The 14,496-nt window shown below is 60.9% G+C and carries 8 protein-coding genes and 7 pseudogenes; 9 read left to right on the top strand and 6 right to left on the bottom strand.

All coding sequences use genetic code 11. From position 1 onward, the window contains the following. Positions 1-72 precede the first annotated feature (72 nt). Positions 73-665: pseudogene (locus tag AC3FOF_RS12610) on the top strand (IS5 family transposase); the annotation flags it as partial. Between the two features lie 714 nt (positions 666-1,379). Here AC3FOF_RS12610 and AC3FOF_RS12605 read toward each other — a convergent pair. Beyond that, positions 1,380-2,015, bottom strand: a complete 636-nt coding sequence (locus AC3FOF_RS12605; RefSeq protein WP_488726783.1) for a LysE family translocator — start codon at positions 2,013-2,015, stop codon at positions 1,380-1,382. A gap of 219 nt (positions 2,016-2,234) precedes the next feature. Here AC3FOF_RS12605 and AC3FOF_RS12600 point away from each other — a divergent pair. Both AC3FOF_RS12600 and AC3FOF_RS12595 read left to right on the top strand, forming a co-directional pair. After that, positions 2,235-2,484: pseudogene (locus AC3FOF_RS12600) on the top strand (H-NS family nucleoid-associated regulatory protein). Between the two features lie 533 nt (positions 2,485-3,017). Further along, positions 3,018-3,170, top strand: a pseudogene (locus AC3FOF_RS12595) (Lrp/AsnC ligand binding domain-containing protein); the annotation flags it as partial. Between the two features lie 34 nt (positions 3,171-3,204). On the opposite strand, the pseudogene AC3FOF_RS12590 reads toward AC3FOF_RS12595, so the two are convergent. Next, positions 3,205-3,378: pseudogene (locus AC3FOF_RS12590) on the bottom strand (DUF3363 domain-containing protein); the annotation flags it as partial. Positions 3,379-3,617: 239 nt separating this feature from the next. Between AC3FOF_RS12590 and AC3FOF_RS12585 the strand changes: the two are divergent. Together AC3FOF_RS12585 and AC3FOF_RS12580 are read left to right on the top strand one after the other, a co-directional pair. Then, complete coding sequence (locus tag AC3FOF_RS12585; protein WP_488726782.1) at positions 3,618-3,875, top strand: H-NS family nucleoid-associated regulatory protein; 258 nt, start codon at positions 3,618-3,620, stop codon at positions 3,873-3,875. 285 nt (positions 3,876-4,160) lie between these two features. After that, positions 4,161-4,292 carry a hypothetical protein gene (locus tag AC3FOF_RS12580; RefSeq protein WP_488726693.1) on the top strand — a complete coding sequence of 44 codons (132 nt, stop codon included), beginning with the start codon at positions 4,161-4,163 and terminating at the stop codon, positions 4,290-4,292. A gap of 544 nt (positions 4,293-4,836) precedes the next feature. On the opposite strand, the pseudogene AC3FOF_RS12575 reads toward AC3FOF_RS12580, so the two are convergent. After that, positions 4,837-5,961, bottom strand: a pseudogene (locus AC3FOF_RS12575) (DUF4158 domain-containing protein); the annotation flags it as partial. On the opposite strand from AC3FOF_RS12575, the gene AC3FOF_RS12570 reads away from it, so the two are divergent. From AC3FOF_RS12570 to AC3FOF_RS12560, 3 genes and pseudogenes are all read left to right on the top strand, one after another. Further along, the gene (locus tag AC3FOF_RS12570; RefSeq protein ID WP_488726781.1) at positions 5,947-6,504 is read left to right on the top strand and encodes a hypothetical protein; all 558 of its coding nucleotides are present in this window, start codon (positions 5,947-5,949) and stop codon (positions 6,502-6,504) included. The pseudogene AC3FOF_RS12575 and the gene AC3FOF_RS12570 overlap by 15 nt on opposite strands. A 350-nt stretch (positions 6,505-6,854) precedes the next feature. Continuing rightward, a complete protein-coding gene (locus AC3FOF_RS12565) occupies positions 6,855-8,036 on the top strand; it encodes a DUF1016 domain-containing protein (RefSeq protein ID WP_017229375.1) in 1,182 nt (393 codons plus the stop codon). 187 nt (positions 8,037-8,223) lie between these two features. After that, positions 8,224-8,409, top strand: a pseudogene (locus AC3FOF_RS12560) (H-NS family nucleoid-associated regulatory protein); the annotation flags it as partial. Between the two features lie 696 nt (positions 8,410-9,105). On the opposite strand, the gene AC3FOF_RS12555 reads toward AC3FOF_RS12560, so the two are convergent. Then, a complete protein-coding gene (locus AC3FOF_RS12555; RefSeq protein ID WP_017229377.1) occupies positions 9,106-9,771 on the bottom strand; it encodes a response regulator in 666 nt (221 codons plus the stop codon). Further along, the gene (locus tag AC3FOF_RS12550) at positions 9,752-11,422 is read right to left on the bottom strand and encodes an MASE1 domain-containing protein (RefSeq protein ID WP_488726780.1); all 1,671 of its coding nucleotides are present in this window, start codon (positions 11,420-11,422) and stop codon (positions 9,752-9,754) included. The genes AC3FOF_RS12555 and AC3FOF_RS12550 overlap by 20 nt, the downstream gene beginning before the upstream one ends. 1,657 nt (positions 11,423-13,079) lie before the next feature. On the opposite strand from AC3FOF_RS12550, the pseudogene AC3FOF_RS12545 reads away from it, so the two are divergent. After that, positions 13,080-13,330 (top strand): annotated as a pseudogene (locus AC3FOF_RS12545) (H-NS histone family protein). 374 nt (positions 13,331-13,704) lie between these two features. Here AC3FOF_RS12545 and AC3FOF_RS12540 read toward each other — a convergent pair. Then, a complete protein-coding gene (locus tag AC3FOF_RS12540; RefSeq protein ID WP_276267935.1) occupies positions 13,705-14,322 on the bottom strand; it encodes a nitroreductase family protein in 618 nt (205 codons plus the stop codon). Positions 14,323-14,496 lie beyond the last annotated feature (174 nt).

The following is a 14,496-nucleotide window of genomic DNA, read 5'->3' as shown; positions in this document are numbered from 1 at the left end:
TTTCGATGCAATATGCGACGGTTCGCAAGCCCGGCAGCGACGCGGGGGCTCACGCCTAAGTTATTGATTATGCCGGTGTCGGATCGGGCCGCATTGACCGGCATCCTGCTTGTGCTGAGAAGCGGCATCCGCTGGAACGAACTGCCCAGCGGAATGGATTGCGGTTCTGGAGTCAGTTGCTGGCGCCGGCTACGCGATTGGCAAAGTGCGGGGGTATGGGATCGCCTGCACGAGATCCTGCTGGCAAAGCTGCGTGCGGCCGATCGCATCGATTTCTCGCGCGTCATCATCGACTCCTCTTCAGTTCGTGCGGTTGGGGCTGGCCAAGAACAGGACCGAACCCCACCGACCGCGCGCGACTAGGTTCCAGACACCACGTCGCCACTGACGCCAACGGCACGCCGAGCGCGGTCATCCTGACCGGGGCGAACCGTAACGACATCACCCAACTCTTGCCCCTCATTGAAGCGATTCCCGCTATCCGGGGATGCCGAGGCCGCGCCCTGCGTAAGCCCGGTCGAATCTACGCCGATCGCGTCTACGACCACGACAAATACCGCCGGCCGCTGCACGCCGCTGGCATTCCAACCTCGATCGGCCGGCGTGGTCAACCACATGGCAGCGGTCTCGGCAGGGTTCGCTGGGTGGTAGAGCGCACCCATGCCTGACTACAAGCATTTCGGCGTCTGCGCACCCGCTTCGAGCGTCGCGCGAGGCGATGCACAGTAAAGAATCTGCGGATGCTTCCGAGCGGCCGCTCGCCCGTTGTATCGAATCCTGTATTCGGCCATTCGATCCCTCGTACGTGCCGCAATAGGCGCATTTTCGAGAGTATCGACTCGTAACTTTCATATGTGAAAATCGCACCATCCCTCTCACTCAGAACAAATAGTGCCTCATACGTCACTTATAGCCATCGAGGGACGCTGATCATAGGAAGGACTTCCAAACTAGGACTTTCTCGGCTCAGTGCGGTCGCAATTTCGGATATTTCGAATTAGATGTTCTCTGCGCTTGCGCAGATCCATGCCGCAAAACTTGTTGCACCCGATAGAACAGTGCACTCGGTACTGCCAATCAACTCCATTCGAGCGTCATATCGGCTCAAACATTTGCTCGAGAGGAATGGCGAGCATCACAAATGTCCTGGGTTCCTCACGCCAAATGCGCCAGCAGGGCCGCGTTGAAACGCTGACTATACTCAGCACCTGAGTTGGGATCTGTGCTGTCCCGTGCCGACATGGAATTCCAGTCATTGATAAGCTAGCTCATCAATGACTGGACGGCTACGTTGGTGACGCGGTGATGGCCGTGCAAGCTGGCGGGCGCGGCGTGGAGGTGGCTGCGGGCCATCGTGCTGGCCTCGGCCCGCGATGCGATCAGGCCGATTGCATGCCCAGCGTGAGCGTGCCCGCGCTCACCATGACCGCGCCGCCGGTGTAGCCGAAGCGGCGCTGCGCGGCCACGCTGGTCAGTCGCTTGGCGAGCAGCTTGGCGGCCAGCGCATACATCGACGCGTTGGCGGCGGCTAGGCACACGAAGGTCGGCAGCAGGATCACGCTTTGCGACAGGAAGGCCTGATCGGCCGACATGAACTGCGGCACGAAGGCGACAAAGAAGACGATGCTCTTGGGGTTCAGCGCGGTTACCGTCCACGCCGACAGGAAGCGGCGGCGCGCGGATCTCTGCTGCATGGGGATGGCGGCTTCGGGCGCGTTGTCGCGCAAGCGGCGGGCGCTCACGATGGACTTGATGCCCAGATATACGAGGTACGAGCCGCCGACGAGCTTGAGCGCCGCAAACGCCGCGGCCGAGGCTGCCAGCAGGGCGCCCGCACCGGCCAACGAGACTGCCATCGCGGTCGTATCGCCAGCTGCCACGCCCGCGACCGTGCTCCAGGCCGAGCGGCCGCGGTTGGCCAGCGAATCACCAATCACAAGCAGGATGGTCGGGCCGGGGATGAGCAGGATGATGATGCTGGCGCCGATAAAGGCCAGCCATGTGTGAAGGGTCATGGTGGGCTCTCTTCTTAGACATGGGGTGATGAGAGTTAGCCATGGAATCTTGGGGGCGTCAAATGGCTGGGAATAGGCTCAGGCAGCCTCGAGCGCATGCCTGGCGCCAGCTGCCCGCCCTAAAAACGCCCACGCTGCTGCGCGAGGCCTGTCGGCAAGGGCGAATGATCGCCCGCCCCCAAATCATTGCACCTTTCTGACTTCCAAAACGTTATACCTATGTTTCTTGAGATTGAGCGCGCCGCGGCCACGGTGTGGATCCGTGCGCAGATGGCCAGGCACGGCCTGACCTTGACCGACCTGCAGGCAGCAGGGTGCATTGCCGTCGTGCCGGCCGGTGGTTCCAGAGCCAACGCGCACCTACCGCAACGCCGAAGGGCAGAAATGGGACGGGCAGGGCGAGATGCCGGCCTGGTTGCAGCGGGCCGTCAACGCGGGACAGTCGGCGGAGCATTTTCGGGTGGGGTGACGTCGCGCGACTGGCCGGACTGTGGCCAAGCTTGTTCGACCCCGATCGTTGCCGAAGCACAGCGCAACCCTGGCATTCGAACGTAGTGCGGCCAACGATCTCCCAAAAATTCAGAGTGAGAGCACCGTCGTGGACCACTCCACGCTGCCCACGCAGTGGACCATGGTGGGTGGGCGCGCCGGGACTGATGAATTGAATTCCCAACGTGACGCAAGGCTTGGTAGCGGCGGCTGGCTCTCCCATCCAGGTCGCAATTTTCGATACTCAGATTTCGTTTTCTGTGCCGCACCAGAACGGCTCCACCAAAGCAGTCTTAGGCATGTTGGGTGCTCATGGCAGAGGGACAGCCGCATGGTTGACTCGGCGAAGTGGCTGGACACTGAGGGGACTTCGCCCCGTGGCGGCGCGCTTGAGGTTTCGGCCCCTGGCGTCATAATGTGTGCTGGCGCGACGCTGCGGAAAGAGCGTGTCAGCGGTGGGCTCAGGACGTTACGTTTAGTTAGAGTCCGTCGTTTGCAGCGCGGCTATCTAGGGAAGCGGACTATGTATTGACGGTGCTCGCAACGGATCTCGAGAGCTACGGTCGCTTCATTGAAGATGTGCTTCGCCGCCAGTCAGGCGTCGCGTCCATCCAATCCAGTCTGGCGTTGCGGGAAATCAAGGCTGTGACGCGTATTCCCATATAGGCGGTAAGCCACCGATTCCGTAGAACTTCAGCACTCAAGCGATTGATTGTCCGAGCTGTTGCCCCACTTCCCACGACGCTCCACCTCCGCTCACTGTGGCGGCAAGCTGCCGCCCTAGCCGCTGCTCTACCACCGGCTTTCACGGCACCAGCGAGAGCCCCTTGCCATCTTCGAGCATCGCGTAGTGCCCGCTCGCCAGCATGATGGAGAGGCATGGCCGACCTCGCCGCAGTGCAGCGCTGGGCCGAGCGCGCCGAAGCTGAGGCGGCGCTGGCGCGCCAGTTGCTGGCAGAATTGAGGGGGCCCCACGCGAGCGGGGAGAGGGTGCTGGCGGGCGGCGGCGCAAGACCGGCGGTCCGGCGCCGACCGAGAAGCAAGCACATAGCAAAAAGCAGGGCGAAGAACAGGGTACGCCTACGGCCGCCCTGAACCCGGATGACGGCAGCGATGGCAACGACGGCAATTGACAATGAGCGGGCGGATGCGATCCGCTGGGTCCAGGCCCAGATGGCTGACTATGGGCTGACGATGGAAGAGCTGGAGGCGGCGGGGTGCTTCGATCCGCCGCCACTCCCGCCCCCTCCGCCGCCGGTCTGCTACCGAAACGCCCAGGGAATGAGCTGGGATGGGCAGGGCGAGATGCCCGATTGGCTGCGGCGGGCGGTCAATGCGGGGCAGTCGGCGGAGCATTTCCGGGTGGGGTGACGCCAAGCGAACCACCGGGCCAAGAGGGGGCTGGGTAATAAGGCTGCCCGCTCGGGTGCGCAGGCGTGGCTGGCGACACCACGCTGTGCCCGCAGATCCAGCGCCACTTCCAGGCGTACGCCAGCGAGCGGACCTGGCGGATGCGTGCGGGGGGCGGATACCAGCGCTGCTGGAGTGAGCGTGATTGAAAGATCTAGAACGCCCCCTCCGTATGGTAGCAAGAGAAAGTGCTAGATCCGTATCATCGGTGTACTGTCCACGCCGGGCATCCAGGAGCAAGTCGTCATGGGCGTTATCGAACAAGGCCAGCTGGCAAGGGAGTTCGAGGGCTACGAAGATCAAAACACGGTGTTCGAGTTCTGCAGTGGCGGCAAATGGCGCCAGGCACGCTTCCACTTTGAGTACCACTATGCCTAATGCCACAGGCCAAGGTCATCCAGGAGGACGGCAAGTACGTTCGGGGCCGGCAAGATCGAGGTCGAGCGGGCCTATTGAGGCATCGCAAAGGTCTGGCGCCGGCCCGGGCGGCTTTTTCATGCGAGCTAGGACTGAACGGATCGTAATTCGAGGGCATCATCTACTTTGGGATCAAAGTAGCGTACCAAGCTTTCAAGCTTGGTGTGCGCTCACTCCATGAATCGGGCGGCGAGCCGCCGCTTGCCGGGAGCGGTCATATGCCAGCTTCCAATTGAGTCAACAAGACATGCTCACAGACATACTGATTGCATCTGCAGACGAGGCTTCTGCAATTCTCGCAGCGTCTGGCGTAGGCCCATGGCCGCGGCTGGGGTTCAAGTCGCTGCGTGCTGTCCACTGATCTTATCGAATGCAAACCATGCGTGGGACCGTAAATCTCGTACTAGTCCTTTCTTTTATTGCAGGAGGCGCAATGGCTGCCACCCATGACTCGGTATCGCCAACGGATGTAGGTCATACGCAGACATATCAGCACGCCCCAATCCAGCATGAATGGTAGATCGAAGTTGCCAGCGTACGCGATATGCTCATTGCAGTGGGCAAGCGCGCCCGCTGCATCGTTGCCGAGCACTTCACGCACCTTATCCAGCCGGAAAATGTCGGCAATGCCGTCATCCACCAGGACCTGCAGCACATCACGGAACTGGCGGACCAGGTCTTCCAATGTGTCCGCATGCGCGAGCTGATTTTGCTGCAGCCGGGTCCTGGCGAGGGACTCGAGCTTGCGCATGACCTTGATGAAGATTTCCGCAACATCATCGAGCGCCTTCTGCAACTGCGCGTGAATGAAGAGCACTGCCAACGTGTATCGTTTGGCTGGCTTGAGCGACCTGAACTCAGCAATGTCAAGCGCCCGGGCCTCCGTCACCAGTTGCGTCCGTTTGCTCACGGAAAGCGAGGCCGGCGCCTGCGGCAGACCCTCGGCAAGGGTCCGCAGGGACTGGATGTGTTTGAGGAAGCTTGCGATTTCGCGCGCGGCAGGGCGCTTGGGCTCGCGTTTGAGCTGCTCCCACGGATTTGCCGACCTGACCGTTAAACAACGCCTCAATCCGGGCGATCAGAGCGAATCCGAAATGGCGCGATAGATGGCGTCATTGCACCGGCTGCGGGCCTGTGTCGCCATTCGGTGCAGGCTGGCAAGTGGCGGCAGTTCGCACCGTACCCGGATCAGCTCTTCGATCAGCACGTTGACGATGTCGGGCAATTCGACCTTGGTGTGCACCGCATCGGTTGCGAGCGCCTCCAGCCATTTCAGCGTGTTGGCCTCGGCCGGCCGAATGTGGAGGTACCCGCGTAGCAACTTCTGATGCCGGGAGCGTGTGCCAGAGGCATCGTAGAGCTTGACTGTTGCGCGGGACAGGGCAGGGGCTCGCAGTGCGGCGCGGACGTGATCGATCACGATAGGTGGCACATCAGCCAGCATGGGGAAGTAGCCAAGGCGCTGCAGCAGTTTGAGCTGCACGAGAATCAGGACAGACGTTGAGGCCCGACGAGACTGGCTGCGCGCGAAGCGGATCTCGGTCGGTGTTGGCGTGAACGCAGCCTCCAGTTCGCCGGCGGTAGGCTCAGCCGGCAGCGCGGGATAGGCGGTATCGTGGATCGGCTGCAAGGCGAATTGGAGGCCGAGCGCCAGGCCCACGCGGCCGCGCGGGCGCGCCAGGAGGAGGGCCGGCGCCAGATCGAGGCGCTCGAGCGGCAACTGGGGGAGCTGCGTAGCCAATTCTCGACGGAGCTGGAGCGCACCCGCGAGCAGGTGGTCGTGGCGCAGGAACGGGCGGAGGCCACTGAGCGCCGCGCGCTGCGCGAGATCGACCAGGAACGCACGCTGCGCCAGAAGGCCGAGCAGGCGTTCGCGGACCTGCGCGCTGAGTTGGCGGCGGTGCAAGCGCGGGCGCAGGACGCCGCCGTGGCCAGTGCCGAGGAACGGGCAAGGCAGCAGGCCGAGCGCGACACGCTCAGCCGGCAACTGGCGCAGGCGCAACAGGCGCTGGCGGAGGGGCAGGCGGTGCAGGGCAGGCTGGAGGCGGAACTGGAGATGGCAGTCCGGCGCGCCGAGCGGGCCGATGCGGAAGCCACCGCGGCCCGGCGCCTGGTATCGCCCAGGCGCCGGGCGCCGGTGACGAAAACCAAGTTCAAGCCCGGGCCGGCCTGAGGACGAGAGTGGGGGATTTGTCTACCGCGCCACGGGATAGGCCGCTACCTCACCGGGCGACTGCCGACCCAGCGCGTGGGGCGGCGCGCTAACCGCCGTTACAATGTGCGCACAGTGCCATGTGCACAAATCGTCGTACTCGAACTAGAGGTAACTGGAGCGTTTGTGGAGAAACCGAATCGTGCAATGAGCGTCCATCTTGGCACGGACCTTGTAAAGGCTCGCTGGACGGATTCCTGCGTGGCCCGTGGTAAGTTGCCCGACGCGCTCCTCACGGACCTGCGAGGCCTCGAGGTTGAGGTGATGCACCTGCCGTGCAAAATCGAGGTGCTTCTGAACGAGGTCGAGGCATGACCGACCTCGTATCCACCAGTCCCGCCTACAGCGGCATCCACGGCGACATCGTCGCCTTGCTGGAGAGCGCTCGTCGTGTCGCCGCGCGCAGTATCAATGCACTGATGACAGCAACCTACTGGGAAATCGGTCGCCGTATCGTCGAGTTCGAGCAAGGCGGGCAAGATCGAGCCGCCTATGGGCAAGCACTGCTCAAGCGGCTGTCTGCCGACTTGTCGACCCGATTTGGGCGAGGTTTTTCCGAGCGCAACTTGGAGCAGATGCGTTCCTTTTACCAGGAGTGGCCCCCTGAGCGGATTTCGCAGACAGCGTCTGCGAAATTGCCGCGCGCTCGAAAGTCGCAGACGCTGTCTGCGATTTCAGTGGGTACCGTGCTTTCGGACTCACTGCGGCGCAATGCGATTGATCTAGCCGCCCTTGCCAAGGCCTTTCCCTTGCCTTGGTCGGCCTATGTGCGTCTGTTGTCGGTCAAAAATGAGCAAGCGCGCCATTTCTATGAAACCGAAACCTTGCGTGGGGGCTGGTCGGTACGGCAACTTGATCGGCAAATCAGCACCCAGTTCTATGAACGTACCGCCCTGTCGCGCAACAAGGCTAGCATGCTGGAAAAAGGTGAGCTGGCCGAAGCTAGTGATGCGATCACGCCAGAGGAGGCCATCAAAGACCCGTTCGTTCTGGAGTTTCTCGACCTAAAGGACGAGTATTCCGAATCCGACCTCGAAGACGCATTGATCCGACATCTGGCTGACTTCCTGCTCGAACTGGGCGATGACTTTGCCTTCATCGGGCGCCAGCGCCGGCTGCGCATTGACGACAGTTGGTTTCGCGTCGATCTCCTTTTCTTTCACCGTAGACTCAAGTGCCTATTGGTGATCGACCTCAAGGTGGGCAAGTTCAGCTACGCAGACGCAGGGCAGATGCACCTGTATCTCAATTATGCGCGCGAACACTGGATGAAGCCTGGAGAAAACCCACCGGTGGGGTTGATCCTTTGCGCCGAAAAAGGTGCATCAGAGGCCCACTATGCATTGGAAGGTCTGCCCAATAAGGTGCTAGCTGCCGAGTACCAGACCGTGCTGCCTGATGAAAAACTGCTAGCTAAGGAGCTAGCCAAGACGCGGCGAGAACTGGAGTCGCGGCGCACCGGGAAGAATGGTAATACAGACGGATCGGAATGAAGGGTAATTAGTATGATCCGACCAAAACGGCCCGTGAGGCGGCGCTGAAGCCAGCAGGACGATGGAACGCCGGCAAGGCCGACTGATTGTGCGGCCCAAATCGTTGCACCTTTCCGACTCCCAAAATCTGATACTTATGTCTCTTGAGATTGAGCGCGCTGCGGCCACGGTGTGAATCCGTGTGCAGATGGCCAGGCACGGCCTGACCTTGGCCGACCTGCAGGCAGCCGGCTGTTTTGCCGTCGTGGCGCCACCGCCGCCGGCTTCCGAGCCGGCGCGCACCTACCGCAACGCCGAAGGGCAGCAATGGGACGGGCAGGGAGAGATGCCGGCCTGGTTGCAGCGGGCGGTCAACGCGGGGCAGTCGGCGGAGCATCCCGGTGGGTTGACGTTACGCGACCGGCCGGACTCGATTGGCCCATGTCATGCATGTGCATGCCGGCCGAGATGTAGCGACGACAGTCATCAAAGGATGCATGAAAAGATCGCGAGGGCTAGGGAACCGCGTGTCCTTGGGAGGTTGGCTGCGCAGTGCCTGTTGCACAGCCAACCTGGGAGCCGCTAGCGCTAGTCCCCGGACAACTGCATCTGGCGCGTCGACGGACCGCTGGTGCGTTGCACGGGGCGCCGGTTGACTAATGCTTGCTGCGGTGCGAATGGGCCTTGCTGTGGCGGGGACCCGAGCGCATTGCGGCACGGTCTCCGGCGCACGCACGCCCCTTGTCGCGGTCCACCGCGTCAGGGCCGTTGGTGTTACGCAGCCCCTGAGTGACCACGGCGGCGGGTGCCCCCACGGCCACACCTGGAGTGTAAACAGTGCAGCCACTCACGAGCGTGGCGGCCAGTGCGATCATTTTTTCCCTCTTATTGATTCAGAGTGCCGCCATTGCCGGCGCCCTGCGCGTCAGAATGCAAAGCTCTGGATCGCATCGGATAGCGTCATATTGACCTGCTGCGTGCTGACCTTGCCAGCTGTACTGGTCGCCCCTTGCTGGTCTCAATCGTGGCCATCTGGGGCACAACGAATGGTACCAGTCCCTTTGCCGCCAAATTTCCGGTGGACTCGGCCCTATTGGATCTCGATCCACTGAATGGCGAAGCGCATCAGTTCCTTACCGTTAGGAATATTCAACTTTTCCTTAATGTTGGCCTGATGTGCCTCGATGGTCTTGATACTCCGACTCAGTTTCTCGGCGATCTCGCGGGTGCTGAAGCCGAGTCCGATCAGGTGCAGGACCTCAAACTCCCGTTCTGAAAGGCTCGCGATTGAGCCCGCCGGAATTTTTTGGGGAACCGTCAGAGCCCGCGCCAACTTTTCATGCATTGCTGCGCTCAGGTAAATGTTACCAGCCAACACCTCGCGGATGGCGTTCATAATATGCTCAGTGGCCTCGAGTTTCATCAGATACCCGTTTGCTCCAGCCCGCAGTGCGCGTTCGGCAAACAAGGTTTCGTCATGCATGCTGAGGACGAGGATTGCCAGCTTTGGATAGTGTTGCCGGAGCGTTTTGACAAGATCCAGGCCGGAGTTCGAGTGCAGACTGAGGTCCACAATGGCCATGTCAGGCGGGCAGGCCATCGCCGCCAGAGCGTCTTCAGCACTGCCGGCCGCACTGCAGACGTGAAGATCCTCATGCAGATTCAGCAAGTGGGTTAATCCCTCCCGGATGATGGGGTGGTCATCCACGATCAGGATCTGAGTCGCGCGGCCCAGGCTAGATGGCTTCCCTGTCATGTCCTGGACTCTCCGGTATCGGATAGCTGATGGCAACCGTGGTACCACCCAAAGCATTGCGGGTGACCATGCAAGAGCCGCCCAGGAGGCTCGCCCGGTGGCGCAGGTTGTGAAGTCCCAGTCCCGAGGCACGCTCCATTTGTTCCAGGTCGACCCCCATCCCGTCGTCACTGATGGAAAGCCTCTGCATTCCGCCTTCGCGCTCCAAGTCAATCCAAATGTGACGGCCCTGGCTATATTTCAGCGCGTTATTGACGGCTTCCTGTGCTGCACGGTAAAGGTTAATCTGCATCGGCGGATCCAGTAAGTCCACATTTGACTCGATGCGGAGCGTGCAGCTTATGCCATTCAGCGCGCGGGTCGTCCGTGCCAACCCTTGCAAGGCGACCGTAAGGCCACCAGATTCCATGGCAACCGGGTCCAGGCCATGGGCTATCTTGCGAGTCATCAAGGACGCCTGCTTCACCAATTCGACGATGGTAGCCGCCTTCGCGGCGGCTGGGTGGCTATGCTTCTGTAGTTCTTGATTCAAGGTGGCGCAGTAGAAGCCCAAGCTGGTGAGGTGCTGCCCGAGGCCGTCATGCAGTTCTTGGCCGATGAGTCTCTGCCGCTGATCGCCGATTCGGACCAGTTCTGTCTCCAGCAGACGACGTCGCACCATTTCCTGTTTCAGTTCATTGTTTGCTAGCTCTAAGTCTCGGGTTCGCTCTTGCACGCGCCGTTCCAACTCGACATGGGATGCCAGCAGGAGGCTATGGATGCGCTTTTCCTGAGCATGTGCCGCCACCAGCAGCAGTCCGGTTACTGCCAAGACATTGGCGAAGGCGCACCATCTCACGAGGCTATCCACCGGAGATTCGGCGGCGAAGGGACCGGTGCCGTTCGTGGTGCCCCAGATGGCCACGATTGAAACCAGCAAGGTTGAGAGGCTGGTGCCCAAGTGATCGAAGCGGAGAGCCGCCCAGATAATGAATGGAAAGATCGCCAAGGCTGCCGGATAGTAGCTGTGCCCGGCAAGTTCGGTGGTGCCGAAGATGACGTAACTCACCCAGAAGATCGCAACGGTCAGTCCGCACGCTTCCACGGCCTGCTTTGCGGAGCGGATGAGGCTCGGAATCGTGAGCAAGCTGAGTAGCGGCGGGGCCACCACGAGCACCCCCATCATGTCGCCGAGCCACCATTTCAGAACGGCTGCCCCGTACTCGGTGACTGACACCAGGCCCCCTGCAAAGAGGGCGGTCGCACCGATCAGCGCACTCACTGCGGTGCTGACCGTCGCAGCCAAGGCGATGAAAGCTAACACGTCCTTGACGCGGTCAAGGGCGATCTGGAATCGGGCTACCCGCTTTAACAATAATGTAGCCGTCAAGGCTGCAGCCGTCGCACCCAGGCCAATCACCATGGCCACTGGTAGGGGCACGCCCACCGATATGTTGGCCAAAACGGAGCCAATGGCAATTCCGGGGGCAACTGCGAAGCCCATAACGAGCAGCGCAACGAGGGCGATGCCGCTGGAAGGCCACACCAGAGACACTGCACCGCCCACTACCGCATAACCAAGCCCCAGCTTTGCACCTGCGTAGTACGCCAATGCGACAAATCCGGTGTGAACGAAGAGGCGAAGCCTCGAGTTGCGCGGAATGATGAACATGGTTCGCTTCAAGTTCTGGGCACAGCCCCTGCTACATCCAGTCATCTTCTCGTTAGCCGCAATGACAATACGCTTGCGAAAGCCTCCGATGCACCCGTGGCAAATCACGAGTTTGCACCGAATCGGTGCTAGACGAAGCTCCGAGAATCCACGGTGCCATGGGATTACTATGAATCTACGTCAGAACTCCCCTGTGCGGTAAGCGTAGCCGATGGGTTCGATGAGCTATACGGCCCGGGTTGGACCAGATTCCGCACGAGCGCGAGCATTGTCGTGCCTGGCGTCGGGCCTTCAGCCAGAAGCCTGGCGCAGTTGGTCCTTGGCACCCGGCAGCGGTCGATGGCGCATCATCCACAGATTGCTCAGGCCAGATAGCGCATGCAGTTGCGCGTGAGCGATCGGGTCGCTTAACCTCGCCGTGCAGCAATGCACGGGCTTGCCTGACATTGTCGACCTTGGCAGCCGTGCCCAATAGGACGGAGTCCGTCCTGCCCATCCAATAGGGCAATCCCCTAGCCTCTTTTCGGAAAAAGACCTTATTCATACCCTTACCGTCAGGGCATACATTGGAGTCGTACAAAGCTGCGGCGCCGAAGCGAAGAGAGTTCGTGTCGGTGTTCTTGCAACCACCTGACAGGAGGTGAGGAAAAATGGTAAAGACAGTCTTACTGCTCGCTGCGGCGGGCGCAGCGCTTGGCGCCGGAGTAGCCTATGCCGGCAACGGGGCGCGAGATGTATACACGGACGGCGCTAGCGTGGTGGGGCCGCGAGACCCATATTCAGACGGGGGGAAGAGCGCAAAGTTTGACGTCTATTCAGATGGGGCGAGAGTCACAGATAGACGAGACGTATTCACCGATGGCGCGAGAATCACCAACCGCGATGGACTGGTTCAGCACAGCATGTAAGGAACGACAGAAGGGTCCGCCAAAGAACACATGGTCTGCGCTCAGCACCCACAGCCACAAACCAAGCATCTCCCCCGAGTAATAGCCTCGGGGGATTCCTTTTACAGCGGCCTCCCGGCCAGAGACAGGTCAAACCAACGCGCCCCCGCCACTCGAGGGAGGCAGCAGTGTTTGCGGCGTGCCTATTTCGTCAGTTCCCGAGCCAGGTTGTTGCAGGACTGAAACAGATTGTGCAGTGAGCCAAGCCACTTGCGCTAAGGCGGCCTTTCACGCTCGCTTCCCATCATGCTCGTATTCGGTCTGGACGATGTGATTCGTGGAGATGCCCATGACTCTGGTCCCAACCCCGAGGATCAGGCGCCGCTCTTTGCATGCATCGACTTTGCATGAAGCAGAACTGCTGCGGAAGGCGCTAGAAAGGTGACGAGAAGGACAACAGACCAGATGTTGCCTCCTTTGAAGGTGTACGCTTCGAGCTATTCGGCCCACGGCTTGTGCTGAACGTAGCGCCCAAAGCTGAACTCGAAAACTAACGTGAGGCACCCCTAAAGAGCGCCGATAAGAAGCCCCTACAGGACTGTGATGCCGTGCTTGAGACGAGCAAGGACGTAGGCCACCACCACGCGCTACGTGACTACCGAGGCGGCGCGTCGGATGGAAGCGATGCAGGCGGTGTGGAACGCCGGCAAGGCCGACTGATTGTGCGTCCCAAATCATTGCACCTTTCCTACTCCCAAGACGTTATACCTATGTCCCTTGAGATTGAGCGCGCCGCAGCCACGGTGTGGGTCCGTGTGCAGATGGCCAGGTACGGCCTGACCTTGGCCGACCTGCAGGCAGCCGGCTGCTTTGCCGTCGTGGTGCCACCGCCGCCGGCTCGGGAGCCGGCATCTACCGCAACGCCGAAGGGCAGAAATGGGACGGGCAGCGTGAGATGCCGGCCTGGTTGCAGCGGGCTGTCAATGCGGGGCAGTCGGCGGAGCATTCCCGGGTGGGTTGACGTTACGCGGCCGATCAGGCGGAGCGAGTGCCATGGACCATGGCTGTCCGCGCGTGCGCCGAAGCGAGGCCGGCTACGCCCCACGGCACTGGCTGATCAAGCGCACTTCCATGACTGTGCGAGCGAACTGACTCCGATGGACGCGCGCTGAGCCACGCGCTAGACGGAGGTCGACCTGTGGCCAACAGCCAAAAGTGCTTTCATCAAATCGTTTCCGAAACGCGTTCGGGCGTGCCGTCAGGGGCGTAAGTCTTTGCATGCTGCAGGTGGCTAGGCCGGTCGCATGGCTTAAGATTCATAGAGCAAACATTCCCTGGGGGGGCGATTGTCTAAGAGGGCAGTGGTTCTCGTCGACTTTGTCCATCTCCGAATCCTCAAACGATGTTGAGGACTTCGGACAATGGCTTGCGCGGCTTCTGCGGCCAGTTGCCAGCCGCCGGATAGCCGACCGTCACGATGACGACGGGAAGTTCGGTGGCATCGAGATTGAATTCCCGGCTTACTTCTGCTGCATCGAAGCCCACCATCGCGCATGAGCCTAACGCCATACCTTGCGCAGCCAACATCAATGTCATCGCCGCCAGCGAAGCCGAGCGGATGGCTTCATCGCGCTGCAAAACGGGATCGCGCTCATGTGAAGCACTGGCTTGGACCACCCATCCATCGACCATGTGTTGTGCCATGATGCCTGCATCCACGCTGGGCTGGAGCGCGGCAGCCAGTTGTGTATGTGCGGCCAGCGATCCACAAACGATGAATGCGACGGAAGCATCCACCACCTTCTGCTGCCCGTAGGCCGCCGATGTCAAGCGGATCTTGGCGTCCTCCGATCGCACTGCGATGAATCGCCAGTTCTGCATGTTGTAGGCAGAAGGTGCCTGAGTTGCCTGGGCGACCAATGACGCGATGACCTCATCGCTCAGGGGGCGGCCGAGTTGATAGTGATTGACGGACGTGCGAGATTCGATGGCACGTTGAATGGGATTGGTCATGAAAATACCTTTTGAAATAGAATGACGTCGAATGAAATAGCGCTGTCACTGTCGGGTCCGCGCAATCGTTTACTGCACGGCGAAGACACTCGCCAGCTGCCTGAAAGAAGTGCGCCTAGTACCAGCAGGCGCAGCCAGTCTTGAAGGGCTGGCACCTAGCGCGTGCGCAGCAAG

This window comes from Cupriavidus sp. 96C5-1 (genome assembly GCF_057798855.1).
This window is presented reverse-complemented; position numbering and strand designations above follow the sequence as displayed.